General features: G+C 67.6%; 11 protein-coding genes. 8 read left to right on the plus strand and 3 right to left on the minus strand.

Translation table 11 applies throughout. From position 1 onward, the window contains the following. Position 1 precedes the first annotated feature (1 nt). The 3 genes from AC6EI8_RS01810 (at position 2) to AC6EI8_RS01820 (ending at position 19570) form a co-directional block, all read left to right on the plus strand. On the plus strand, positions 2–7756 hold the full coding sequence (locus tag AC6EI8_RS01810; RefSeq protein ID WP_498381118.1) for an amino acid adenylation domain-containing protein: 7755 nt from the start codon (positions 2–4) through the stop codon (positions 7754–7756). After that, positions 7753–12387, plus strand: coding sequence for an amino acid adenylation domain-containing protein (locus AC6EI8_RS01815; protein ID WP_498381119.1), 4635 nt, complete (start codon positions 7753–7755; stop codon positions 12385–12387). The genes AC6EI8_RS01810 and AC6EI8_RS01815 overlap by 4 nt, the downstream gene beginning before the upstream one ends. Before the next feature lie 67 nt (positions 12388–12454). Then, entirely contained in the window at positions 12455–19570 is a 7116-nt protein-coding gene (locus tag AC6EI8_RS01820; protein WP_498381120.1) for an amino acid adenylation domain-containing protein, read from the plus strand. Here AC6EI8_RS01820 and AC6EI8_RS01825 read toward each other — a convergent pair. Then, a complete protein-coding gene (locus AC6EI8_RS01825; RefSeq protein ID WP_149319600.1) occupies positions 19521–19766 on the minus strand; it encodes a hypothetical protein in 246 nt (81 codons plus the stop codon). The genes AC6EI8_RS01820 and AC6EI8_RS01825 overlap by 50 nt on opposite strands. Beyond that, positions 19763–20971 (minus strand): PepSY-associated TM helix domain-containing protein, encoded by a 1209-nt coding sequence (locus AC6EI8_RS01830; RefSeq protein ID WP_498381122.1) that lies wholly within the window; start codon positions 20969–20971, stop codon positions 19763–19765. The genes AC6EI8_RS01825 and AC6EI8_RS01830 overlap by 4 nt, the downstream gene beginning before the upstream one ends. 193 nt (positions 20972–21164) lie before the next feature. Here AC6EI8_RS01830 and AC6EI8_RS01835 point away from each other — a divergent pair, with 193 nt between their 5' ends. Next, positions 21165–22262 carry a GNAT family N-acetyltransferase gene (locus AC6EI8_RS01835; RefSeq protein WP_226109218.1) on the plus strand — a complete coding sequence of 366 codons (1098 nt, stop codon included), beginning with the start codon at positions 21165–21167 and terminating at the stop codon, positions 22260–22262. Positions 22263–22347: 85 nt separating this feature from the next. Here AC6EI8_RS01835 and AC6EI8_RS01840 read toward each other — a convergent pair whose 3' ends face one another. Continuing rightward, on the minus strand, positions 22348–23694 hold the full coding sequence (locus tag AC6EI8_RS01840) for a lysine N(6)-hydroxylase/L-ornithine N(5)-oxygenase family protein (protein WP_498381124.1): 1347 nt from the start codon (positions 23692–23694) through the stop codon (positions 22348–22350). Positions 23695–23956: 262 nt separating this feature from the next. Between AC6EI8_RS01840 and AC6EI8_RS01845 the strand changes: the two genes are divergently transcribed. The 4 genes from AC6EI8_RS01845 to AC6EI8_RS01860 are packed head-to-tail and all read left to right on the plus strand — an operon-like array spanning position 23957 to position 26884. After that, positions 23957–24181, plus strand: coding sequence for an MbtH family protein (locus AC6EI8_RS01845; RefSeq protein ID WP_149319596.1), 225 nt, complete (start codon positions 23957–23959; stop codon positions 24179–24181). Then, positions 24178–24945, plus strand: coding sequence for a thioesterase II family protein (locus tag AC6EI8_RS01850; RefSeq protein ID WP_226109222.1), 768 nt, complete (start codon positions 24178–24180; stop codon positions 24943–24945). The genes AC6EI8_RS01845 and AC6EI8_RS01850 overlap by 4 nt, the downstream gene beginning before the upstream one ends. After that, the gene (locus AC6EI8_RS01855) at positions 24939–25895 is read left to right on the plus strand and encodes a 4'-phosphopantetheinyl transferase family protein (protein WP_498381125.1); all 957 of its coding nucleotides are present in this window, start codon (positions 24939–24941) and stop codon (positions 25893–25895) included. Before AC6EI8_RS01850 ends, AC6EI8_RS01855 begins: the two co-directional genes overlap by 7 nt. Next, positions 25892–26884, plus strand: coding sequence for a TauD/TfdA family dioxygenase (locus AC6EI8_RS01860; protein WP_498381126.1), 993 nt, complete (start codon positions 25892–25894; stop codon positions 26882–26884). Before AC6EI8_RS01855 ends, AC6EI8_RS01860 begins: the two co-directional genes overlap by 4 nt. The last annotated feature ends 93 nt before the right edge of the window (positions 26885–26977 follow it).

Genomic DNA, 26977 nt, shown 5'->3' on the forward strand with positions numbered 1-26977 from the left:
AATGAACGAACAGCAAACAAGCCGGGAACTGATCCGGCGTTTTGTCGGCCTTCCGCCGGAGAAGCGGAAGATCCTGCTGGAGCGGCTGGGCCAGCAGGGCATTTCGCTGTCGGTGCTTCCGATTACGCCAGACTGGCGCCCGCCCTCCGGCGATCTGCCGCTGTCCGCCGCACAACAACGAATGTGGTTCCTGTGGAAGCTGGAGCCTGCCGGCAGCGCCTATCACCTCGCCGGCATGCTGCGTCTGCGCGGCTCGGTGGACGATGGCGCCTTGCAGCGGACCTTCGATGCGCTGGTGGAGCGGCACGAAAGCCTGCGCACCACCTTCCATCAGGAGGGCGAGCAGGCGGTGCAGCGCATTCACGCGCCTGCTCCCCTTCCCGTCGCCATCAGCGATCTGCGCGACACCGATCCGGCGCAGCGCGACGCTGTTGTGCAATCGATGGTCGACGCCGAGGCCCGGGCCCCGTTCGACCTCGAACACGGACCGCTGCTGCGCGTGCGCCTGCTGCGCTTGGCCGACGACGACCACATCCTGTTGGTCACCATGCACCATATCGTCTCCGACGGCTGGTCGATGAACGTCATCATCGACGAGTTCGCGCGGCTTTATGCGGGCTTCGTCAGCGGCCAGCCGGCTCAATTGGCGCCGCTGCCGATCCAGTACGCCGACTACGCGGCGTGGCAGAAGCAGTGGCTGGAGGCCGGTGAGCTCGAGCGGCAACTGCGCTATTGGAAGTCGCATCTGGCAGACGATGGCACCGTCGTGCTGGAACTGCCGACCGACCGGCCGCGCCCGGCTGTCCCGAGCCACCGCGGCGGTGCGGTTTCGTTCTCGCTCGACGCTGGCCTGTCGGCCCAGCTCAGGGCATTGGCGCGCCGTGCCGACACCACGCTCTTTACCGTGCTGCTGGCCGCCTTCCAGGTCCTGCTCTACCGCTACACCGGTCAGTGCGACCTGCGCGTCGGCGTCCCCGTGGCCAATCGCAATCGCGTCGAGACCGAGGGCGTGGTCGGCTTCTTCGTCAACACGCAGGTCCTGCGTACCGAGATCGACGGCAGCATGGCGTTTGACGCGGTACTCGCCCGCGCTCGGGAATCGTTGCTGCAAGCGCAGGCGCATCAGGAACTGCCGTTCGAGCAGCTGGTCGAGGCGCTGCAGCCCGAGCGAAACCTGTCGCACAACCCCTTGTTCCAGGTCATGCTGAACCATCAGCGGCGCGACCTGCGCGCGCTGGATCGCCTGCCCGGTCTGGTGCTGGAGAAAGTCGAGCGTACCGCCAACGCGGCCAAGGTCGATCTGGCGCTCGATACGCAGGAGGACGAACAGGGCGTTCTCAGCGGCGTGTTCGGCTATGCCGCCGATCTGTTCGAGCACGACACCGTCGAGCGCTTGCAGCAGCATTTCGTCGGTCTGTTGCAGCAGGTCGTCGCACGGCCCGAGGTTCGTATCGGAGAGTTGAACCTTCTCGATATCGGCGAGCAAGGTCAGTTGCGTGACTGGAACACGCCGAACAAGCGGTTCTCCGCCATGGAGCCGGTACACGTCGCCATCGCTCGCCAAGCGGCGCAGCGCCCTGATGCCATTGCGGTGCGTTGCGGCGAACGCGCGGTCAGCTACGGCGAGCTTGATGGCGCTGCTACGCGTCTTGCCTACGCCTTGCACGCGGCCGGTGCCGGCCCGGAGGCCGTCGTTGGCGTGGTGCTCGACCGCAGTCCCGACCTGATCGTACGGCTGCTGGCCACGCTGAAGGCCGGCGCCGCCTACCTGCCGTTGGACCCCGAACTGCCGGCTGCGCGTATCGAGCAATTGCTGCGGGACGCCGGCGTCAAGCTCGTTCTGACCTCCCGAGTCCTGACCGGCCGGATCGATACCACCCTGCCGGTCATCGTCATGGAAGACGTTGGTGAACCGGAGGCGGTGCAACTGCCGACCGTCGATCCTCGCCAGCTCGCCTATCTCATCTACACCTCCGGCTCCACCGGCACGCCCAAAGGCGTCGCCGTCGAGCACGGACCGCTGGCGATGCACTGCCACGCCACCGTCGAGCAATACGGCATGGGACCGGATGACCGGGAGCTGCACTTCCTGTCCTTCAACTTCGATGGGGCCCACGAACGCTGGCTGGTACCGCTGATCGCCGGCGCCCAGTTGGTGCTGCGCGACGACACCCTGTGGAGCGCCGAGCAGACCCTCGAAGTGATCGCGCGCGAAGGCGTCACCAATGCCGGCTTCCCGCCGGCCTATCTGCTGCGACTGGCCGAGGCGGCGACCGAACCGGTGCCACTGCGCCTGCTGTCCTTCGGCGGCGAAGCGATGTCGCGCGAGGCCTTCGCGCGCATCAAGCAGAAGTTCCAGGCCCGTACACTGATCAACGGCTATGGACCGACCGAGGCCGTGGTCACGCCGCTGGCCTGGGTCGGGCAGCGCGACACCGACTGCGCGAGCGCGTACGTGCCGATCGGCACACCGGTGGGCGACCGCACCGCCTACGTGCTGGACGCGGACCTGAACCCGGTGCCGGTAGGCGTGGCAGGCGAGCTCTATATCGGCGGCCTGGGTCTCGCGCGTGGCTACGTCGGCCGACCGGGATTGACCGCGGAGCGTTTTGTCCCCGACCCCTTCACCGCCGGCGCCCGCATGTACCGCACCGGCGATCTGGTCCGGCGCTGCCGCGACGGCAGCATCGATTACGTGGGGCGCCTGGACCATCAGGTCAAGATCCGCGGCTATCGCATCGAACTCGGCGAGATCGAAGCGCGCCTGCGCGCGCATGCCGCGGCCCGGGAGGCCGTCGTCCTTGCGCACGATGGCCAAGGCGGGAAACAGCTGGTCGCGTATATCGTCGCGCGCCAGAACGCCTCCGATCTCTCCGCCGAGCTTCGCGCCTATCTCGAAGGCTGCCTGCCAGCCTATATGGTCCCGGCGCACATCATCGTGCTGGATCGGCTGCCGGTCACGACGAACGGCAAGCTGGATCGTCGCGCGCTGCCCGATCCGGTATGGGAAGCGAAGAGCTATGTCGCGCCGCGCAACGACATCGAAACGCGGATCGCCCAGGTCTGGCAGGAGGTTCTTGGTGTCGAGCGAGTCGGCATCGCGGACAACTTCTTCGAGCTCGGCGGCGACTCGATCCTGTCGATCCAGGCGGTCAGCCGGGCGCGTCGCCTTGGCCTGCGCTTTACACCGAAGGACCTGTTCCTGCATCAGACCGTGCAGGCCCTGGCCCAGGTCGCCAGCCGCGACGAAGACCGCCATGCCGTCGAGGACACGCCAACCGGCGAGGTGCCGCTGCTGCCGATCCAACAGGCGTTCTTCGAGACGCCGATGCCCCGGCGCCACCATTGGAACCAATCCGTGCTGCTGCGTCCGAGGTCGCCGCTCGACCACGACGCACTGCGGCAGGCGCTGCTGGCGGTGGTCCACCATCACGACGCCCTGCGGCTACGGTTCCGGCAGACCAAGGGCGAATGGCGCCAGCACTACGCCGAGCCGGCAGAAGACGAGTTGCTGTGGCAAGCAGATGTCGCTGGTCTGGAGGCCATGGACGAACACTGCACCCGCGCGCAACAAAGCCTCGATCTACAACACGGTCCGTTGCTTCGTGCGCTGCATCTGCGGCTGCCGGACGGCAGTGAGCGCCTTCTGCTCGCGGTACACCATCTGGTGATCGACGGCGTGTCATGGCGCGTCCTGCTGGAAGACCTGCAGCAGGCGTATCGCCTTGCGCGGGACGGCCGGTCGATCGCCCTTCCGCCCAAGACGGCGTCGTACAAGGCCTGGTCGCAGGCATTGGTCCAGCACGCGAACTCGGACGATCTGATCCGGCAGGCGGACTACTGGCGCACCCAACAAGGGCCGGAACTGCCTTGCGATCGCGCCGTGGAGAACGATCGCATCGCCGACGCCACCACGCTGACCCTGCAGCTGTCGCCGGCGCAGACGCAGCGGCTGCTCAAGCAAGCGCCTGTGGCGTATCGCACGCAGATCAACGACCTGCTGCTCAGCGCGCTCGCACGAGCCGTCGGCGATTGGGCCGGCGTGGACCGAGCCGCCATCTTCCTGGAAGGGCACGGCCGCGAGGCGTTGTTCGAGAACGTGGATATCAGCCGCACCGTCGGCTGGTTCACCAGCCTGTTCCCCGTCGTCCTGCCAGTGCTCGGCGACACCGGCAGCAGCATCAAGGCCGTCAAGGAGACGTTGCGCGGCATCCCGCATCACGGCATCGGCCATGGCTTGCTGCGGCATCTCGGACCGCAGGCGATCCGAGACGAACTTGCCGCGCTCCGCTCACCTCGCATTACGTTCAACTATCTCGGCCAGCTTGACGCCAATATCGACGAAGCGGCCCTGTTCGATCGCGCCACAGAGTCTCCGGGGCAGCCCGTCTCCCCCGACGCGCCGCTTGGCAACTGGATCACGATCAACGGCCAGGTCAGCGGCGGCGTGCTGTTGTTGGGCGTCACGTTCAGCACCGCCCGCTACCGCCACGACACCATCGCCTCGCTGGTGGACGCCTACCGGCAGGCGTTGGAGACCACCATCGACCATTGCATCGGCGTGCCTCCGGGCGCGCTGACGCCGTCCGATGTGCCGCTCGCGGGCTTGACCCAGGACCAGCTCGATCGCCTCGACGGCGGCCAGATCGAGGACCTGTATCCGCTCACGCCGATGCAGCATGGCATGCTGTTCCACTCGCTCTACGCGCCGGAGGCCGGGCTGTACGTCAACCAGCTCGCCATCACGCTCGATGGCCTCGATGCCGACCGCTTCCGCTCGGCCTGGGACGAGACGGTGGCGCGGCATGAGATCCTGCGGACCGGCTTTGTCTGGATCGACGGGCAGGCGATGCAGGCGGTCTATCGGCAGGTGCCTTCGCCGGTTCGCATCGATGCGGAACGCGACTGGAGCGAGTCGGCGTGCGAGGACGTTGCGCTCGAAGAACGCAAACTGGCCTTCGCGCTCGACACCGCCCCGCTGATGCGCGTGCGCCTGCTCCGCCTGGGCGCGAACCGCTACCGCATGATCTGGACCAGCCACCATCTGCTGCTCGATGGCTGGAGCACCGCCCGCCTGATCGGCGAAGTCCTGCAGCGCTACCACGGCCAGCCGGTCGAGGCGCCCGCCTCGCGCTATCGCGACCACATCGCCTGGCTGCAGACCCACGATGTCACCGCCAGCGAGTCGTTCTGGCGCGAGCGGCTGCACGCGCTCGACGAGCCGACCCGGCTGGCCTCGGCTCTTCCGGCGCCGGATGCCGGCACCGGCCACGCGACCTGCCGCACCAGCCTCGATGCCGACGCCCTCGCGCGCCTTCAACGCAGCGCCGCCAGCCAGCATCTGACGGTGAACACGCTGTTGCAGGCGGCCTGGGTCATCGTGCTGCAGCGCTATACCGGTCGGCGTGCCGTCGCCTTCGGCGCCACGGTCGCCGGTCGGCCGGCGGCCTTGCCGGGCGCCGAGGCGATGCTCGGCCTGTTCATCAATACCTTGCCGGTGATCCAGGCACCGTCGCCGGACCAGGCCGTCGCCGACTGGCTGCAGGCGCTGCAAGCCGAGAACCTGGCGCTGCGCGAGCACGAACATGTGCCGCTGTACGAGATCCAGCGCTGGGCCGGTCAAGGCGGGCAGGCGCTGTTCGACTCGATCCTGGTGTTCGAGAACTACCCGGTCGATGCGGCACTGCGCCAGCGCGAGCAGAACGGCCTGAAGCTCGGCGAGGTCAGCCATGCGGCGACTACCAACTATCCGCTGACGCTGGTGATCTCGGCCGGTGCCACCCTCGAAATCGGTTGCAGCTACCAGTGCGATCTCTTCTCGACGGCGACCGCCCAGCAATTGCAGCGGCATTATGTAGCCGTGCTCCAGCGGATCGTCGCGGCGCCGCATGCTCGTGTCGGTGAATTGCGGTTTGCCGGCGAGGAGGACGGAAGGCTGGCCGGCGAGCCGCTGGGTACTCGCGCAGCCGATGTGCTGACCGCCTGGCAGCGCAATGTCGCCGCCGGGCCCGCAGCCGTCGCGTTGCAATATGAGGATCAGACGCTGACTCGGGGCGAGACCGATCGGATCGCCAACGGCATTGCGGCGGCGCTGGCCGAACGCGGCATTGGGCGGGAGACGCGGGTCGGACTTTGTGTCGAGCGCTCGCTGGGGTTCGTTACAGGCTTGCTTGGCATCCTGAAGGCCGGGGCAGTTTGCGTGCCGCTCGATCCGGCGCAGCCAGCCGAGCGCTTGCGCCAGCTATTGGACGACGCTGGAGCCAGTGTTGTCGTGGGCTCGGGGCCGGGCTCCGTGCCGGAGTTCGGGCCGGGGTTCGATTGCATCGATCCGGCCTCGGTGACGCCGGTCAGCGATGCGCCTTCGGTCTCTCTACTTCCCGGCCAGGCCGCTTACCTGATCTACACCTCCGGCTCCACCGGCACCCCGAAGGGTGTGGTGGTCAGCCACGACGCGCTCGCGCATTACGTCTCCGGCGTGCTGCACCGGCTGCAGTTGCCTGCCGATGCCTCGATGGCGATGGTCTCGACTACCGCCGCCGACCTCGGCCATACCGTGCTGTTCGGCGCCCTCTGCAGCGGCCGCACCTTGCATCTGATTTCGCGCGAGCGGGGCTTCGATCCCGATCGTTTCGCCGAGTACATGTCGCGGCACCGCGTCGGCGTGCTCAAGATCGTACCCAGCCATCTGCGCGGATTGCTGCAGGCCCGCCAACCCGCTGACGTCCTGCCCGAGCAGGCGCTGATTCTTGGCGGCGAGGCTACCTCGGCCGAACTGGCTCGGACGATCCGCGGCCTGAAGCCGCACTGTCGGCTGTTCAATCACTACGGCCCGACCGAAACCACGGTCGGCGTGCTGACGCATGAAGCGGTGGCCCTGCCCGAACGGCAGTTGCCGACCGGCACGCCGTTGCCTGGCTCCCGCGTCTATGTGCTTGACGCCGACCTGAACCCGGTTCCCGCCGGCATCGTCGGCGAACTCTATATCGCCGGACCGCAGCTGGCGCGCGGCTACCTCGGTCGCCCAGGGCTGACCGCCGAGCGCTTCGTCCCCGATCCCTTCACCGAGGGCGAGCGGATGTACCGCACTGGCGACCGCGTCAGGCAGGATGCGGCAGGCCGAATCGAATACCTTGGCCGCCAGGACGAACAGGTCAAGATCCGCGGCTACCGGGTCGAACTCGGAGAGGTTGCGCATCTGCTGCGGTCGCAAGCTGGCGTCAAGGACGCCGCCGTGATCGTCCATGAGGACCGTCTGGTCGCCTATTGCGTGCTGGACGGCACGGATACCGCGACACTGAAAACGCAGCTCAAGGCCCAGCTGCCCGACCACATGGTCCCGGCGCAAATCATCGCGCTGGACCGCCTGCCGGTCACGCCAAACGGCAAGCTCGATCGTCGCGCCCTCCCCGCGCCAGTATGGGAGACGCAAGGCTACGTCGCCCCGCGCAACGAGATCGAGACCCTGCTCGCGCAGGTCTGGCAAGACGTGCTCGGCGTCGAGCAGGTCGGCATCCACGACAACTTCTTCGACTTGGGCGGCCATTCGCTGCTGGTCACGCGGCTGGCGGCATTGGTCAACGCCCGACTGTCGGCGCCGGTCCCGCTACGCGTCTACTTCGAATCGTCGACGCTCGCCGAAATGGCAGCCAGCATCGAATCGTCGAATGGCCTTCAGAACAAGCAAGAGAAGGCGGCCGAAGCCGAAGGCTGGGCCGACATGGACGCGTGGCTGGACACGCTGGAGACAGAAGCATGAGCGTTGACAAACTCCGCCTCGCACAACGGTTCGCCAGTCTGTCGCCCGAGGGGCAGCAGCGATTCATTGCCGAACTGAAGGCCCGCGGCATGGATTTCGGCCGACTGCCGATCGCGGCGCGTGGACGCAGCGAGGCCGCGTCGTCGTATGCGCAGCAGCGGCTATGGTTCCTGTGGCAGCTCGAGCGGGACAGCGGCCTGTACAACATTCCGCGCGCCGTGCGACTACGCGGCGCGCTCGATCGGTCGTCACTGCAGCGGACCTTCTATGCGCTGGTGGAGCGGCACGAAAGCCTGCGCACCACCTTCCATCAGGAGGGCGAGCAGGCGGTGCAACGGATTCACGCGCCTCAGCCCCTGCCGATCGCCATCACCGATCTGCGCGACACAGATCCGGCACAGCGCGACGCTGCTGTGCAATCGCAGGTCGACGCCGAGGCCCAGGCGCCGTTCGACCTCGAACAAGGACCGCTGCTGCGCGTGCGCCTGCTGCGATTGGCCGACGACGACCATATCCTGCTGGTCACCATGCACCATATCGTCTCCGACGGCTGGTCCATGAACGTGGTGATCGACGAGTTCGCGCGGCTCTATGCGGGCTTCGTCAGCGGCCAGCCGGCGCAGTTGGCGCCGCTGCCGATCCAGTACGCCGACTATGCGGCGTGGCAGAAGCAGTGGCTCGAGGCCGGCGAACTGGAGCGGCAACTAAGCTACTGGAAGTCGCATCTGGCCGACGATGGCACCGTGGTGCTGGAACTGCCGACCGACCGGCCGCGTCCTGCGGTGCCAAGCCATCGCGGCGGCGCGGTTTCGTTTTCGCTCGACGCCGAACTGTCGTCGAAGCTCCGTACGCTGGCCCGCAGTGCGGACACCACCGTCTTTACCGTACTGCTGGCCGCCTTCCAGGTCCTGCTCTACCGCTACACCGGTCAGCGCGACCTGCGCGTCGGCGTCCCCGTGGCCAATCGCAATCGCGTCGAGACCGAGGGCGTGGTCGGCTTCATCGTCAACACGCAGGTCCTTCGCACGGAAATCGACGGCAGCATGGCGTTTGACGCGGTGCTCGCCCGCGCTCGCGAGTCCGTGCTGCAAGCGCAGGCGCATCAGGAACTGCCGTTCGAGCAGTTGGTCGAGGCGCTGCAGCCCGAGCGAAACCTGTCGCACAACCCCTTGTTCCAGGTCATGCTGAACCATCAGCGGCGCGACCTGCGCGCGCTGGATCGCCTGCCCGGTCTGGTGCTGGAGAAAGTCGAGCGTACCGCCAACGCGGCCAAGGTCGATCTGGCGCTCGATACGCAGGAGGACGAGCATGGCGCCCTCAGCGGCGTGTTCGGCTATGCCGCCGATCTGTTCGAGCCCGATACGGTCGAGCGTTTGCAACGGCACTATGTCGGCGTGTTGCGCGCCGTGGCGGACGAGCCGGCCATCGCGATCGCTTCCATCCCGCTGCTGCTTGCGGACGAGCGACAGCAGTTGACCGACTGGAATGTCACCGATCGCCGCTACTCGGCTGCGGATCCCGTCCACGTCGCCATCGCGCGTCAGGCGGCACAGCGCCCTGATGCCATTGCGCTGCGTTGCGGACAGCGCGCGGTCAGCTACGGCGAACTCGATGCCAGCGCCACACGTCTTGCCTACGCCCTGCATGCAGCCAGTGCGGGCCCGGAAACCGTCGTTGGCGTGGTGCTCGACCGCAGCCCAGACCTGATCGTGCGGTTGCTGGCCACGCTGAAGGCCGGCGCCGCTTATCTGCCGCTGGACGCCGAACTGCCGGCTGCGCGTATCGAGCAGTTGCTGCAGGACGCCGGCGTCAAGCTCGTTCTGACCTCGCAAGCGCTGGCCGGCCGCATCGATACCACCCTGCCGGTCATCGTCATGGAGCACATTGACGAGCCGGCGCCGGTGCAACTGCCCGCGGTCGATCCCCGTCAACTGGCCTATCTGATCTACACCTCCGGCTCCACCGGCACGCCCAAGGGCGTCGCCGTCGAACACGGACCGCTGGCGATGCACTGCCACGCCACCGTCGAGCAATACGGCATGGGACCGGATGACCGGGAGCTGCACTTCCTGTCCTTCAACTTCGACGGGGCCCACGAACGCTGGCTGGTACCGCTGATCGCCGGCGCCCAGCTGGTGCTGCGCGACGACGCCCTGTGGAGCGCCGAGCAGACCCTCGAAGTGATCGCGCGCGAAGGCGTCACCAATGCCGGCTTCCCGCCTGCGTACCTGCTGCGACTGGCCGAGGCGGCCACCGAACCGGTGCCGCTGCGCCTGCTTTCCTTCGGCGGCGAAGCGATGTCGCGCGAGGCCTTCGCGCGCATCAAGCAGAAATTCCAGGCCGGCACGCTGATCAACGGCTACGGACCGACCGAGGCCGTGGTCACGCCGCTGGCCTGGGTCGGGCAGCGCGACACCGACTGCCCGAGCGCGTACGTGCCGATCGGCACACCGGTGGGCGAGCGCACCGCCTACGTGCTGGACGCGGACCTGAATCCGGTGCCGGTAGGCGTGGCCGGCGAGTTGTATATCGGCGGCCACGGCCTGGCGCGCGGCTATGTCGGCAAACCGGGACTGACCGCCGAACGCTTCATCCCGGACCCGTTCACCGCCGGCGCGCGCATGTACCGCACCGGCGATCTGGTCCGGCGCTGCCGCGACGGCAGCATCGAATACGTCGGCCGGCTCGACCATCAGGTCAAGATCCGCGGCTATCGCATCGAACTCGGCGAGATCGAGGCGCGCCTGCGCGCCCACGCCACCGTGCGGGAAGCGGTGGTCGTGGCCCACGATGGTCCAAGTGGCAAACAGCTGGTCGCTTACGTTGTGCCAGACCACGGCGAGGTGGAGGTCCCGGCGCGGCTCCGGGCATATCTCGAGAACGTCCTGCCGCCCTACATGGTGCCGGCGCAGATCATGCCGCTGACCCAGCTGCCGGTCACCCCGAACGGCAAGCTCGACCGCCGGGCGCTTCCGGAGCCGGTGTGGGAGGTGCAGGGCTACGTCGCCGCGAGCAACGAGGTCGAGGCCAAGCTGACTCAGGTCTGGCAGGAGGTCCTTGGCGTAGAGCGAGTCGGCATCACCGACAACTTCTTCGAGCTCGGCGGCGACTCGATCCTGTCGATCCAGGCCGTCAGCAAGGCGCGACGCCTTGGCCTGCGCTTCACGCCCAAGGACCTGTTCCTGCATCAGACCGTGCAGGCGCTGGCCCGGGCGGCGACGCGCGAGGACACGGAACGGCCCGTCGAAGACAAACCCACGGGCGAAGTGCCGCTGCTGCCGATTCAACGATGGTTCTTCGAGACGCCGATGCCGAATCGCCATCATTGGAACCAGTCGGTACTGCTGAAGCCTCATGCGCCGATCGACCAGGCAGCGCTACGCCAGGCGCTTCAGGCCCTCGTCGCCCATCACGATGCCTTGCGCCTGCGCTATCGACAGTGCGACGGCCAATGGCAACAGCATTACGCCGAGCACGACGCTCATGACCTGCTGTGGCACGAGGATGTGGCCAACTTCGCCACCATCACGGACCGTTGCAGCGATGCGCAACGAAGCCTGGACCTCGAACGGGGCCCGTTGCTGCGCGCGCTGCACCTGCGACTGCCCGACGGCAGCGAGCGGCTGCTGCTCGCCGTGCACCATCTGGTGGTCGATGGGGTGTCATGGCGGATCCTGATGGAAGACCTGCAGCAGGCGTATCGCCTCGCACGGCAAGGTGAAGCCATCGTCCTTGTGCCCAAGACCGCGTCGTACAAGACCTGGGCGCAGACCTTGGCGGCGCACGCCAATGGCGACGCCATGCGGCAGCAGGCGGACTACTGGCTATCGCAGCCCGACGTGCCGGCGCTGGAACCCGATCACGACGAACCGGCGCTCGCCATCGACGGGCGCCAGCACACGATCCGCCTGGACGCGGCGCGAACCACGCAACTGTTGCAACAAGCGCACGGCGCCTATCGCACCCGGATCAACGACCTGCTGCTGACCGCCGTCGCGCGTGCCGTTGGCACATGGACGCAACGGCCGCAGGTCGCCATCCAACTGGAAGGACATGGACGGGAAGCGCTTTCCGATTCGGTCGACATCAGCCGCACGGTGGGCTGGTTCACCACGGTGTTCCCCGTGGTGCTGCCCGTCGCGCCGGATATCGGCGACACCATCAAGCAGGTCAAGGAGACCTTGCGCGCGATCCCCGACAACGGCATCGGCTATGGCCTGCTGCGTCATCTGGGCCCCGCCGAGATCCGGTCGGAGCTGGCCCGCCGCGCCGAGCCGCGCATCACGTTCAACTATCTGGGGCAATTCGACCAGACCGCGGGCGAGGACGCCGACTTCGCCATGGCCGACGAACCGAGCGGGGCCAGCCGCGATGCCCAGGCCCCGCTCGGCAACGCGCTGACCATCAATGGCCAGGTATTCGGCGCCGAGCTGGTGCTGAAACTGGGCTACAGCTGCAAACAGTTCGAGCCCGCCACCATCGAGCGCCTGGGCGATGCGCTCCATCGCGAACTGGAAGCCGTCATCGAGCACTGTCTCTGTCACGACAACCACGGCATGACGCCATCCGACCTGGTCAATGTCCAGATCGACCAGGACGCGCTCGACGCGCTGCTCGATAACGTGCTCTAAACCGTGCTCCCAAAAGCGAGCTCTGAAACGAGTTCCATACCGCTTGCTGCCTTTGAATCCGATCACCATGACGACTGCCACCGAACGACGCAAACAGGACATCGAGAGCATTGCGGCACTGACCGCCTTGCAGCAGGGCGTCCTGTTCCACGCACTGGAACGCGGCGACGGCGACCCCTATCACTATCAGCGCGTCTTCGACATTCGCGGCGAGCTGGCGATCGACGACTTCGTCCGCGCCTGGCAATGGACCGCCGACCGGCATCAGGCCCTGCGCAGCGACTTTATCTGGGGCGAGAGCGACGTGCCGCTGCAGATCGCGTACAAGCGGCGGCCCGTTCAACTGGAACAGATCGATTGGCGCGGCATGCCGCCGGACGAACAGCGCCGGCAACTCGAAGCCAGGCTCAGAGCGCAGCGGCAGGACGGATTCCCCTTCCGCCGCGCCGCCGATCTTCGGCTCTGCCTGGTCCAGGTGGAGGCGCGGCGCTGGTGGCTGGCCTGGTCCTTCCATCATGTCGCGATGGACGGCTGGAGCGTTGGCATGGTGCTGAGCGATGTCCTGCAGTCGTATCTGGCGCTGCGCCGCGGCCAGCCGCTGCCCGCCACGGCGCCGCGTCCCTTCAGCGCCTATCTGCAGTGGCTGGGCCAGCGCGACAAGGTGGCGTCGGCCAGCTACTGGCAGCAGGCACTGGCGGATGTGGAAGTGCCGACGCCCCTGCCGGCCAGTGCGCCGGAGGTCGGGCGATCCGGCTATGCGGAGCAGAAGCTGTCGCTGTCGCCCACCCTCAGCGAAGCCGCGCGCACGCTGGCGCGGCAGGCAGGCGTCACCGTCAATACGCTGGTGCAAGGGCTGTGGGCCTGGACACTGGCACGGCATGGCGGCGGCGACGACGTGGTGTTCGGCACCACGGTGTCGGGCCGCTCCGGCGATTTCTCCGGCATCGAATCGATGGTCGGACTGTTCATCAACACGGTTTCCCTGCGTGTGCGACTGCCGAGCGACCTGCCGATCCGGCAATGGTGGCGCGCCATCCAGCAACAGGCCGTGGAGAACCAGCAGCACGAACATATGCCGCTGCCGGACATCCAGCGGCTGGCACGCCCGGGCGAAGGCGGCGCGTTGTTCGACAGCATCGTGGTGTTCGAGAACTATCCGGTCGACGCCGCGCTGAAACAGCGGCAGGGCGAGATCGACATCCGCCTGCTGGGCGCCGCCGTCAAGGAGGCAGGCGCTGAATTTGTCATCAGCGGCCGCAATAACTATCCGCTGAGCCTGATCGCGGCGATGGACGAGCGCCTGCATCTGACGCTCGCGTACCAGCGCGACCGCTTCGCCGACCGGGACGTCACGGCGTTGCTGGGCCGGATGGAACAGGCGCTGGCACGTATGCTGGCCGACCCCGACCAACGGCTCGGGCAAATCGGCATCGCCGGGGACGGGGGCGTGCTGGTTGCCGAAACCGTCGACGGAGCGCTGCCGGATGTCCTGGCTGCCTGGCGGCGCGGCGTCGAGGCCGATCCTTCCGCGACGGCGTTGCGATATGAGGATCAGACGCTGACGCGCGAGGAGACCGATCGGATCGCCAATGGGATCGCGGCCGCGCTGGCCGAACGCGGCATTGGACGCGAGATGCGGGTTGGGCTTTGTGTCGAACGCTCGCCGGGGTTCGTCACCGGGCTGCTTGGCATCCTGAAGGCCGGGGCGGTTTGCGTGCCGCTCGATCCGGCACAGCCGGTCGAGCGCTTGCGCCAGCTATTGGACGACGCTGGAGCCAGTGTTGTCGTGGGCTCGGGGCCGAGCTCGGTGCCGGAGTTTGGACCGGGGTTCGGGCCGGGCTTCGGGCCGGGGTTCGATTGCATCGATCCGGCCTCGGTGGCGCCGATCAGCGATGCGCCTTCTATTTCGCTGCTTCCCGGCCAAGCCGCGTACCTGATCTATACCTCCGGCTCCACCGGCACCCCGAAGGGTGTGGTGGTCAGCCACGACGCGCTCGCGCATTACGTCTCCGGCGTGCTGCACCGGCTGCAGTTGCCTGCGGATGCCTCGATGGCGATGGTCTCCACCACCGCCGCCGACCTCGGCCATACCGTGCTGTTCGGCGCCCTCTGCAGCGGCCGCACCTTGCATCTGATTTCGCGCGAGCGGGGCTTCGATCCCGATCGTTTCGCCGAGTACATTGCCCGGCACCGCGTCGGTGTGCTCAAGATCGTCCCGAGCCATCTGCGCGGATTGCTCCAAGCGCGGCAACCCGCGGACGTGCTGCCCGAGCAGGCGCTGATTCTTGGCGGGGAAGCGACCTCCGCCGAACTGGCTCGGACGATCCGCGACCTGAAGCCGTACTGCCGGCTGTTCAACCACTACGGGCCGACGGAAACCACGGTCGGCGTGCTGACGCACGAAGCGGTGACCCTGCCCGAACGGCAGTTGCCGACCGGCACGCCGTTGCCTGGCTCCCGCGTCTATGTACTGGACCCCGACTTGAACCCGGTGCCGGCCGGCATCGTCGGCGAACTCTATATCGCCGGACCGCAGCTGGCCCGGGGCTACCTCGGTCGCCCGGGACTGACCGCCGAGCGCTTCGTCCCCGATCCCTTCAACGACGGGGCAAGGATGTACCGCACCGGCGACCGCGTCAGGCAGGACGCCGACGGCCGGATCGAATACCTCGGCCGCCAGGACGAACAGGTCAAGATCCGCGGCTACCGGATCGAACTCGGTGAGATCGCGCATCTGCTGCGATCGCAAGCCGGTGTCAAGGACGCGGCCGTGATCGTCCACGAGGACCGGCTGGTCGCCTACTGCGTGCTGAACGGCACGGATACCGTCACACTGAAAGCCCAGCTCAAGGCCCAACTTCCCGACCACATGGTCCCGGCGCAACTGATCGCGCTGGACCGTCTGCCGGTCACGCCAAACGGCAAGCTCGATCGTCGCGCCCTGCCCGCGCCAGTATGGGAGACGCAAGGCTACGTCGCCCCGCGCAACGAGATCGAAACCCTGCTCGCGCAGGTCTGGCAAGAAGTCCTTGGCGTCGAGCGCGTCGGCGCCACCGACAATTTCTTCGAGCTTGGTGGCGATTCAATCCTGTCGCTGAAGCTGATCGCCCGCCTGAAGAAGGCCGGTCACAAGCTGTTGCCCAAGCAGGTGTTTGCCAACCCGGTACTGGGCGACCTTGCGCGGGCGATCGCGACGAATCAGAACGGCGCCTCGTCTTCGTCTTCGTCAGCGACGGCGGATCGCACTCCGGCCCGGGCCGATCGCAGCGCCGCGATCCCGTTGTCCTGGTCCCAGCAACGGCTATGGTTCCTGTGGCAATGGAACCGCAATAGCGCCGCGTACAACATCCCAAGAGCGGTACGCCTGCGCGGCAACCTCGATCGATCGGCGCTGCAGCGAACCTTCGATGCGCTGGTGGAGCGGCACGAAAGCCTGCGCACCACCTTCCATCAGGAGGGCGAGCAGGCGGTGCAGCGCATTCACGCGCCTGCTCCCCTTCCCGTCGCCATCAGCGATCTGCGCGACACCGATCCGGCACAGCGCGACGCTGTTGTGCAATCGATGGTCGACGCCGAGGCCCAGGCGCCGTTCGACCTCGAACAAGGACCGCTGCTGCGCGTGCGCCTGCTGCGCTTGGCCGACGACGACCACATCCTGTTGGTCACCATGCACCATATCGTCTCCGACGGCTGGTCGATGAACGTCATCATCGACGAGTTCGCGCGGCTTTATGCGGGCTTCGTCAGCGGCCAGCCGGCGCAGCTGGCTCCGCTGCCGATTCAGTACGCCGACTATGCGGCGTGGCAGAAGCAGTGGCTGGAGGCCGGTGAACTCGAGCGGCAACTGCGCTATTGGAAGTCGCATCTGGCCGACGATGGCACCGTGGTGCTGGAACTGCCGACCGACCGGCCGCGTCCTGCGGTGCCAAGCCACCGCGGCGGTGCGGTTTCGTTTTCGCTCGACGCCGAACTGTCGTCGAAGCTGCGTACGCTGGCCCGCAGTGCGGACACCACGCTCTTTACCGTGCTGCTGGCCGCCTTCCAGGTGCTGCTCTACCGCTACACCGGTCAGTGCGATCTGCGCGTCGGCGTCCCCGTGGCCAATCGCAATCGCGTCGATACCGAGGGCGTGGTCGGCTTCTTCGTCAACACGCAGGTCTTGCGCACCGAAATCGACGGCGGCATGGCGTTTGACGCTGTGCTCGCCCGCGCTCGCGAGTCCGTGCTGCAAGCGCAGGCACATCAGGAATTGCCCTTCGAGCAGTTGGTCGAGGCATTGCAGCCCGAACGCGACCCGTCGCGCAACCCGCTGTTCCAGGTGATGCTGAACCACCAACGGCGCGACCGCAGCATCGCGCAACGGCTTCCGGGATTGCAGCTGGAACCGGTGGAGCGATCGGTCCGCTCGACCAAGGTGGACCTGTCCCTCGATACGCAGGAGGACCAGACCGGCGCGGTGTTCGGGGCCATGGGATATGCGTGCGATCTTTTCGACCATCGTACGGTTGAACGGATGCTGGCGCACTACCTTGGCGTCCTCGAGCAGATGGCGGCGGGGTTGGGGCTTCGTGTTGGCGAGTTCGTGCTGAATGGCGGGGACGAAGAAAGGGGCGAAGGACGGCTGATCGGTGAGGCGGGGGCCTCCAGGCCGGTCGATGTGCTGACGGCATGGCGGCGTAGCGTCGTGGAGGATGCTCCGGCTGTCGCGCTGCGATATGAGGATCAGACGCTGACTCGGGGCGAGACCGATCGAATTGCCAATGGCATCGCGGCGGCGCTGGCCGAACGCGGCATTGGACGGGAGATGCGGGTTGGGCTTTGTGTCGGACGCTCGCCAGGGTTCGTGACCGGGCTGCTTGGCATCCTGAAGGCCGGCGCGGTTTGCGTGCCGCTCGACCCGGCGCAGCCAGCCGAGCGCTTGCGCCAGCTGCTAGGTGACGCTGGTGCGGGCGTTGTGGTCGGCTCGGTACCGGGCTTCGATTCCATCGATGGAACGTCGGTGCCCGGCTTCGATTGCATCGATCCGACGTCCGTGACGCCGGTCGACGATGCGCCTTCCGTCTCGTTGCTTCCGGGGCAAGCCGCTTATCTGATCTACACCTCCGGCTCCACCGGCACGCCGAAGGGCGTGGTGGTCAGCCACGACGCGCTCGCGCATTACGTCTCCGGCGTGCTGCACCGGCTGCAGTTGCCTGCCGATGCCTCGATGGCGATGGTCTCCACCACCGCCGCCGACCTCGGCCATACCGTGCTGTTCGGCGCCCTCTGCAGCGGCCGCACCTTGCATCTGATCTCTCGCGAGCGGGGCTTCGATCCGGATCGCTTTGCCGACTACATGGCCCGGCACCGCGTCGGTGTGCTCAAGATCGTCCCCAGCCATCTGCGCGGATTACTGCAGGCCCGCCAACCCGCCGATGTGCTGCCAGAGCAGGCGCTGATTCTTGGGGGCGAGGCTACCTCGGCCGAACTGGCTCGGACGATCCGCGACCTGAAGCCGCAATGCCGGCTATTCAACCATTACGGCCCGACCGAAGCCACGGTCGGCGTGCTGACGCATGAAGCGGTGACCCTGCCCGAACGGCAGTTGCCGACCGGCACGCCGCTGCCGGGCTCCCGCGTCTATGTGCTTGACGCCGACCTGAACCCGGTTCCCACCGGCATCGTCGGCGAACTCTATATCGCCGGACCGCAGCTGGCGCGCGGCTACCTCGGTCGCCCAGGGCTGACCGCCGAGCGCTTCGTCCCCGATCCCTTCACCGAGGGCGAGCGGATGTACCGCACTGGCGACCGCGTCAGGCAGGACGCCGACGGCCGGATCGAATACCTCGGCCGCCAGGACGAACAGGTCAAGATCCGCGGCTACCGGGTCGAACTCGGAGAGGTTGCGCATCCGCTGCGATCGCAAGCTGGCGTCAAGAACGCCGCCGTGATCGTGCATGAGGACCGGCTGGTCGCCTACTGCGTGCTGGACGGCACGGATACCGCCACGCTAAAGACCGAACTGAAGGCCCAACTTCCCGACCACATGGTCCCGGCGCAAATCATCGCGCTGGACCGCCTGCCGGTCACGCCAAACGGCAAGCTCGATCGTCGCGCCTTGCCCGCGCCAGTATGGGAGACGCAAGGCTACATCGCCCCGCGCAACGAGATCGAGACCCTGCTGGCGCAGGTCTGGCAAGAAGTCCTTGGCGTCGACCAGGTCGGCATCCACGAAAACTTCTTCGAACTCGGCGGACATTCGCTGCTGTGCCTGCAGGTGCTGACGCGCCTGCGTGCCACGACCGGCGCCGGTCTGGCCATCGAGCTGCGCCATCTGATGGAACATCAGACCATCGCCTCGCTCTGCCAGGTGCTCGGCGGCGCGGGCTCGGCGCAGCATCGGCCTGTACCCCTGAATCGGTCCGCCGCCGAGACGCCGCCGCTGTTCTGCGTGCACGCATCCTTCGGCAATGTGTTCGACTACACGCCGCTTGCGCGAGCACTTGAGGGGGCCTGCAAGGTCCATGGGCTTGCGTGCCCGCCGGTGGACACGTTCGACTCGCTCGAACATCTCGCCCATCTGCATGTGAAGGCGATCCGGGCCGTGCAGCCCACGGGTCCCTATCGGCTGCTGGGATGGTCGCTCGGTGGCGCGCTGGCGGCGCGGATGGCTGCGATCCTGGAGGACGCCGCCGAGACCGTGGCCTTTCTCGGCCTGGTGGACAGCCTGGTGCCGCGCCAGGGAACGGCGCCGGTCAGGCAGCGTGGCTCGATCGACGAACTCCACGCGTATCTGTTGCAGCTGTTCCCGCAATTGGCAAACAGCGGCTTTGCGGACGAGCTGACGAGGGCACAGGCGGAGATGCAAGGTCCCGAGCTCGTCGAGCATCTGATCCGGCGCGCCTTCGCGCTGGCCGGCGGCGCGGAGCAAGCGGGCCCGGACGAACTGTCACGGATGTTCGCCACGGCCGAACGGCTGCGCGAGCTCAGTCACGACATGTCGCTGCAGGCGCTGCAGGTGGCGCCGACCTGCTGGTGGGCAGCCGACCGCGCCGAGGACGATATGGAACGGCTGGTTGCCTTGCTGGAACGGCAGCCGGCCTATTCGCAGCGCGTCGCGGCGACCCATCTGGGGATCGTGCGGGCGCCGGCCTTTATCGAGGGGCTGCGCGATCGGCTGGAGGCCGTGCCGGCGAACGGTTGACGCCACGCTCGGTGGACGAGGCGGCCGGGATCAGCGCATACCAGAGCCCTGCCGCTGTCATCGCGCCCAGGGCCAGCCACGAGACCCAATCCCATACCCCGTCCGCGAACAGCGCGGCCGCCAGGCCGACGCAGCCGGCGATGGCCAGGACGATCGGCATGCCATAGATCCACAGAAACGTCCCGGGCGTTTTCATCGGCTCGCTCCGGTTTGGCTCACCGCGGCGACCGCGGGAGCGGCGCGCTCGGCGGTGCGCTGTTCGTCTTCCATCTTGCGCAGCCGCGCATTGGTGGTACGCGTGCGGCCAACCCACAGATAGATGCCGCTGCCGAGCAGCACGATCGTGATGACATCGAGGATGGCCCACAGGATCTTCAGCGGCATCGCGCCGTAGTCGCCGAAATGCAGCGGCCCGGAGATCCGCAGCGCGGCGACGTACCAGGGCATCTCGCGCTTGGCCGCGAAGGCTCCGGTCTGCGCGTCGATCAGCACCGGCTTGATCAGCCGCGAGGTGATATGCGCGTCGCCGCGCATGAACACGGCGTAGTGGTGGTTGCCGGCCAGCGGCGTGCCGGGGAAGGCGACGAAGGCGGTGGTCATGTCCGGCTCCTCGGCCTTGGCCAGCGCGATCGCGGCGTCGAGCGAGGCCAGCTTTTCCGGCGGCGCGGCCGCGGCGGGCGACGCGCCGTCCGTGGCCGCGAACGGCGCGACCATCGCCTTCAGCTCGGTGGCCTGCCAGAAGCTGTACGTCGGCTTGGCCAGCGTCAGCAGCACGCCGGTCAGCCCAACCACGAAGGCCCACGACAGCGTGGCCATGCCCAGCACGTTATGCAGGTCCAGCCATTTGAGCCGGGTCGACCGTTCGCGGCGCACCGTGCCGAAGGGCAGCTTCTTCATCAACGGGCCATAGACGACGATGCCCGAGACGATCGAGATCACGAACAACAGGCCCATGAAACCCAGGAACAGCGTGCCGGCCAGCCCGGCGAACAGGTCCGTATGCAGCTTCACCATGATCAGCATGAAGCCGGACCGCAGCGGCGTATCGCGCAGCAGGTCGCCGGTCCGGGCGTCGTAGGTCAGCAGCGCCCCGCCCTCGCGAGGCGCTTCCCGCGAGGACAGCGAGACGAACCACACCGGCTCCTCGTCGTCGGCGGTGACGAAACGGACCGCCGTGCCCGGGCGCCGCTCCAGCGCGTCGGCGACGATGCGATCGACCGGCACCCGGCGCGCGTCGGCCGGCAGCTCCGGCGCCTCGACGCCATTGCCGAGCCAGTGGTCGATCTCATGCCCGAAGATCAGTGGCAGGCCGGTCAGGCACAGCAACAGCAGGAAGACGGTGCAGATCAGGCTGGTCCATTTGTGGATCAGGTACCAGATGCGGAACGTTCGGATATGCATGGTGGCTGGCGCCCGGCGGCGGTCGATCCCTATTTGCGAATGATTCGCATTCTATATGGGTCTGGCGGCCCCCGGATAGCCTACGGGCGCAGGCGCCGGCACAGCGTGCCCCACGCGCTAAATTTCCCGCCTCGCCCACCGTCTCTCCAGCACCGGTCGAACGCCTTTGCCGGCCATCACCATGGAGAACATCATGCCGATCGAACAGTCGGGCAGCGCGGCCGCCGCCTTCCAGGGGTTTCGCTCCTTCGAGGCGCGCGGCGACGCCCTGGAATCGTCGTGGGAAGCCGGGCGGCTCGAGGTACGTGACGCCCGCCGCAACGAACCGCTCGCGAGCTTCGCCGTTGCCCCGGGACCGCGCCCGGTACTGCGCCTCGCGGAGTCCTTTGCCGATACCGACGCGTCCGCCGATGCCGCGATCGCGGCGCTCGAGGCGATCACGACGCAGTGGGCGGTCACCGAAATGGATGTCGACATCGAACACCAGCCGACGCGGGCGTTGCTGCATCGGCGCGGTGTCGTGCGTCCGCACGCCGACGGCGACCGCTGCGAGGCCGCGATGCTGTGGCAATACGCGCCGCTATGGCTGGGCAGCCGCGCCGAGGCGCCCTATCCGCTGCGCTATGCGATGACCGGTGAGAAGCGCCATCCGGTGCGGCCGCCGAAGCCCGCGGGCACGGTCTACGCCCGCTATATCCCCTGGCTGCGCCGGACCTTTACGCTGCACGCCGCCACGGTCGAGCACGACCTTGCCAGCCTGCATCGCTGGATGAACGATCCGGATGTCGCGCACTTCTGGCACGAGGAAGGCGACGAGGAAAAGCATCGGTGCTATCTGCAAGGGCTGATCGACGATCCGCACATGCTGCCGCTGATCGCGTCGATCGATGGCACGCCGTTCGGCTACTTCGAGGTCTATTGGGCCAAGGAAAACCGCATCGCGCCGTTCTATGACGCCAACGACTTCGATCGCGGCTGGCATGTGCTGATCGGCGAGCCGGCATTCCGGGGCAAGGCCTTCCTGACCGCCTGGTTCCCCGCCATCCAGCATTTCCAGTTCCTGGACGATCCGCGCACGCAGCGCATCGTCGGCGAGCCGCGCTCGGACCACCATCGCCAGATCGCCAACCTGGATCGGGCCGGCTTCTCGAAGATCAAGCTGTTCGATTTCCCGCACAAGCAGGCCATGCTGGTGATGCTGCTGCGCGAACGCTTCTTTGGCGAGCATCTGTACCTGCCCGCGGACCGGGACGGACTGGAAACGGCGCCCGCAGCGTACTCAGCGTCCTGAACGGCTGACGGCCGGAACGCGCCGGCCGCCTTGCCGAGATCGGCAGGAAAGGGCCGGCGCAAACCGGCAGACACCACACGGCCGGCTATGCCGTGCCAACCAGCGGCCGCACGTCGGCGGCGTCCCGCGCGACGCGCACGGCATCACGATCCGCCTGCATCTCGTTCTCCAGCACCGCCTCGGCGATTTCGTGCGAGCGCACGGCCAGCACCGACAGCAAGGTATCGCTGAGGCCGTGGCTGTCCTCGCAGCAACCCTGCAGAAAAATCTGCGGCAGGCAACGCGTCGACGTTTGCAGCCGATAGTGGCGGTCGACGCGGAAGCCCTCGCCGATCAGCGAGGCCAGCGGCGCAAGCATGCGCTGGTGAGCCTGGCGCCGATAGCCGGTGGCCAGCACCACCAGATCGAACTGCTGGCGCTGCACGGCGCCATTGGCACGGTCGCGCAGCACGCAGGCAATGCCGTCCGGCTGCGGCGCGGCCGCCTCGATGTCCTTGCCCGGCAGCAGCTGGTGCTGCGGATTGCCGACCACCTTCTGCTGATAGAGCAGCTGATAGATGCGCTCGATCAGGTCGAGGTCGACCACCGAGTAGTTGGTATTGCGATATTCCTGCAGCATCTGCTGCCGGCGCTCGCCGGGTTGCCGATAGATGAAGTCGGTGAAGCCGGGGCTGAAGATCTCGTTGACGAACGGGCTGTCGTCCGACGGCTTGAGCGCGCCGCCGCGCAACACCATCGCGACCTCCGAGGCCGGGAAGCGCTTGACCAGGTCCATGAAGACCTCGGCCGCGCTCTGGCCGCCACCGACCACCGCGATCCGCCGCGGCGCATTGTCGTCGCGATACTGGGCGATCCGGTCCAGATAGCCGGAGGAATGCACCACGCGCGCATCGCGCCAGCCACGGAAGGCCGCGGGCACCTGCGGCTCGCCGCCGACGCCCAGCACCAGATTGCGCGTCAGGCGCTCATGGATGCGCCCGTCCGCATCCCTCGAGCGGACGCGCAGGCGCTGCACCACGCCGTCCGCCGGCTCGGGCAGCACGTCGATCACCTCCTCCCCATAGTGGCAGCGCTCGCCGAAGTGCGACGCGACCCACGCCAGATAGTCGTTGAACTCGATCCGGCTCGGGAAGAACGTCTTCAGGTTGATGAACGCTTCGAGCCGACCGCGGCTGTGCAGATAGTTGATGAAGGTATAAGGGCTGCGCGGATTGCGCAGCGTCGCCAGATCCTTCAGGAAGGAAATCTGCATGTCGGTGTCGTCCAGCAGCATGCCGCCATGCCAGACGAAATCGGGCTTGCGCTCGATGAAGGCATAGCGCGGCGGCCGCGCGGTGCGGGCCGCCGCCGCGGCACCGGCGCGCTCTTCCATCGCAATGGCCAGCGCCAGATTCGATGGCCCGAAGCCGATGCCGAGTAGGTCGTATTCCAAAGCACTGCTTGTCATCTGATGCCCCTTGCGGTGGGAGTTCGGCGACCGACGCAGCGGCCGACCCCGCGTCTCGTGCGGGGATATCCGATGTGACGATCCGGGGCGGGCGATATTTAGATTTTGGATTCAATCCGGCGATCGCCGACGCGAGCCCGCCGGGTCCCTCTCGACTAAATTCGCGCCGTCCCGGTCCGTCTAGTTGTCACGGGCGTTCGCTTGGGCGCCGCCACTGCCACGCATCCAGTCAGACGAGGGACACACCATGAGCTTCGACAGCGACACCCTGCTCTTCCAGGTCGTCATCAATCCGGAAGAGCAGTATTCGATCTGGCCCGATTACCGTCCGATCCCGGCGGGCTGGCGCGCCGTCGGCTTCAGCGGCCAGCGGCAGCAATGCCTGGAGTACATCGAGACACACTGGACCGATATGCGGCCCGCGAGCCTGCGTGCCGCGATGCAAGCGCAGGGCGAGCCCGCGGCGCGATGACCGCCACCGGCCCGGTCACGCTGTGGTGCCTGCCCAATGCGGGCGCGGGCGCCGCGGCCTATGCCGGATGGCGCCGCGCGGCGCCGGCCGGGCTGACGATCCGGCCGGTCGAACTGCCCGGCCGCGGCACCCGGATTGGGCAGCCGCTGTGCGAATCGTTCGATACGCTGTGCGACCAGCTGGCGCTCGAGTTGCGCCAGCAGCGGCTGCTGGCCGAATCGCCGCGCAGCCGCCATGCGCTGTTCGGCCACAGCATGGGGGCGCTGATCGCCTACGAGCTGGCGCACCGCTGGCAGGGCGAGGGCGAGCCCGCTTGCGCATTGGTGGTCTCCGGTTGCCCGGCCCCGCGTCTGCGCGACCCCGACCGCTTCGCCGGACCGCTGGACGATGCCGCGCTGATGGACCATCTGCGCGCGCTCGACGGCACGCCGCCGGAATTGCTGGAACACGAGGAAATGATGGCGTTGACGTTGCCGGTGCTGCGTGCCGACTTCCGTGTCTGCGCGAGTTATCGGCATCGCGAGCGGACGTTGCTGCGCTGTCCGCTGCATGCCTTCGGCGGGCGCAGCGACCGCACCGTCGGCGGTACGATCGCCGGCTGGGGCCACGAAACGGAGGGCGCCTTCACGCTGGACTGGTACGACGGCGGGCACTTCTTCCTGCGCGACCACGCCGCATCGATGCTTGCGCGGATCGGCACGCAGCTTGGCGTTTCGGCGGCGGCCGCGGCGGGGAGCGCAGCCGTGGAGGTCAGCGCATGCTAGCGCCGCTGCGATCGATGGAGCCGACGCCCGTGCCGCTGCCCGCGCCGCTCGAGTCCTACGACGTGCGCGTCTGGCGGATCGATATCGACGTCAGGGCCGAGCCCGCACCCGGTGACCTGGCAGTCCTGTCGCCACAGGAAGCGGCGCGGCTGCGCGGCTATCGTCGCGGTGCCGATCGGGCCCGCTTTGCCGCGGTACGCGCCGCGTTGCGCTGTTTGCTTGGCGCGATTGTCGAACTTGCGCCGCAGGCGGTCCCGCTGGAGGCAGATCCGCTGGGCAAACCGATCTTGCCGCCGGGGATCGACAGCGCGCCGCGCTTCAATGTCTCGCACAGCGGCGGCATCGGCTTGATCGCCATCGCGACGGATCCCGCGATCGCGGCGGTCGGCGTCGACATCGAGCAATGCCGCCCGGTGGAGCCGCTGACGTTGGCCGCATCGGCGTTCTCGGCGGACGAGCAGGCCATGCTGTGCGGCTGCCATCCCGCCTTGCGGCTGGATCGCTTCTATGCGCTGTGGACCGCGCGCGAAGCCCTGACCAAGGCGGCCGGCACCGGCATCGCCGATCCCCGTTGGCAGCAGGTCGCGCTGCAGGGGTCGGGCGACGGCCGCTGGCGGCCGCACGGTCCGGGGGCGGCGCTACCGACCGCCGCGGGGGCGTGGCATCCGGCGCAGGCCTGCGAGGTTGCTTCGCTGCCGTGCCAAGCGAACGCCGGCGATGCGCCATATCGTGCCGCCTTGGCGCTGCTCACCGGGGCTGCTGATACTTCCCTCTGCCCCGACTCCCTCCCGCAAGCGGGAGAGGGGAGAAACACCGTTTCCGCCCTTCGCGCCGAAGCCCTTCCCGCCCAAGCCCTTCCCGCCCAAGCCCTTCCCGCCCAAGCGCTTCCCGCCCAAGCCCTTCCCGCCGAAGGCATTCCCGCCCAAGCTCTCCCGATGAGGACCGCATGACCGATCTGTCCACGCCTACCGTCGAGTCGCTGACCGCCGCGTCGTTGCCGCGCGCGGCGGAGCTGCCCTTCACCATCGAGGCCGCCAGTGCAGGCGAGCCGCTGATCGAAGCGCTGCCACGGCTGCGCGCCCGGATCGAGGAACACCTGCGCACCACCGGCGGCGTGCTGTTCCGCTCGTTCGCCGTCGACGGCGCCGAGGGCTTTCGCGCCTTCGCCGCCGCCTTCGGCCATCCGCTGCTCAGCTATGAGTTCGGCTCCACGCCGCGCAGCAAGGTGACCGGCGGCGTCTATACCTCGACCGAATACCCCGCGCACCAGTCGATCCCGCTGCACAACGAGCAGGCCTATACGCGCGAATGGCCGATGAAGATCTGGTTCTATTGCGAGCGCGCGGCGCCACAGGGCGGCGAAACGCCGATCGCCGACAGCCGCGCGATCTACCGTGCGGTCGATGCCGGCACACGGGAGCGCTTTGCCACGCGCGGGCTTTGCTATGTGCGCAACTTCGGCAATGGCATGGATGTGCCGTGGCAGCAGGTGTTCAACACCGAGGACCGCGCCCAGGTCGAGGCCTACTGCGCGCGGCATGGCATCGTCTGCGAATGGAAGGACGACGGCGAACTGCGCACGCGCCAGCGGGTGCAGGGCATCGCCCATCATCCGCATACCGGCGATCCGGTGTGGTTCAACCAGGCGCACCTGTTCCATCTGTCGGCGCTGGCGCCCGAGATGCGCGAGGTGCTGCTCGATACGGTCGGCGAAGAGGACCTGCCGCGCAATGTCTATTACGGCGACGGCGCGCCGATTCCGGACGCCGAACTGGACGCCGTCCGCGCGGTGCTCGACGCGCACAAGATCGTGTTCCCGTGGCGTCAGGGCGATGTGCTGATGCTGGACAATATGCTGACCGCGCATGCGCGCGAGCCGTTCAGCGGACCGCGCAAGGTCGTGGTGGCGATGGCCGAGCCGCACGGCGCGCCGGCCTAGGCCGACCGAGATCGCACGGCGGATTTGGTCCTTCCGCCGATGCGAAATGCAGGGTCATACGGGCCGCCGCTTCCCCGTTTCGCGGGGACGACG

The organism is Cupriavidus sp. R6-3, assembly GCF_059772245.1.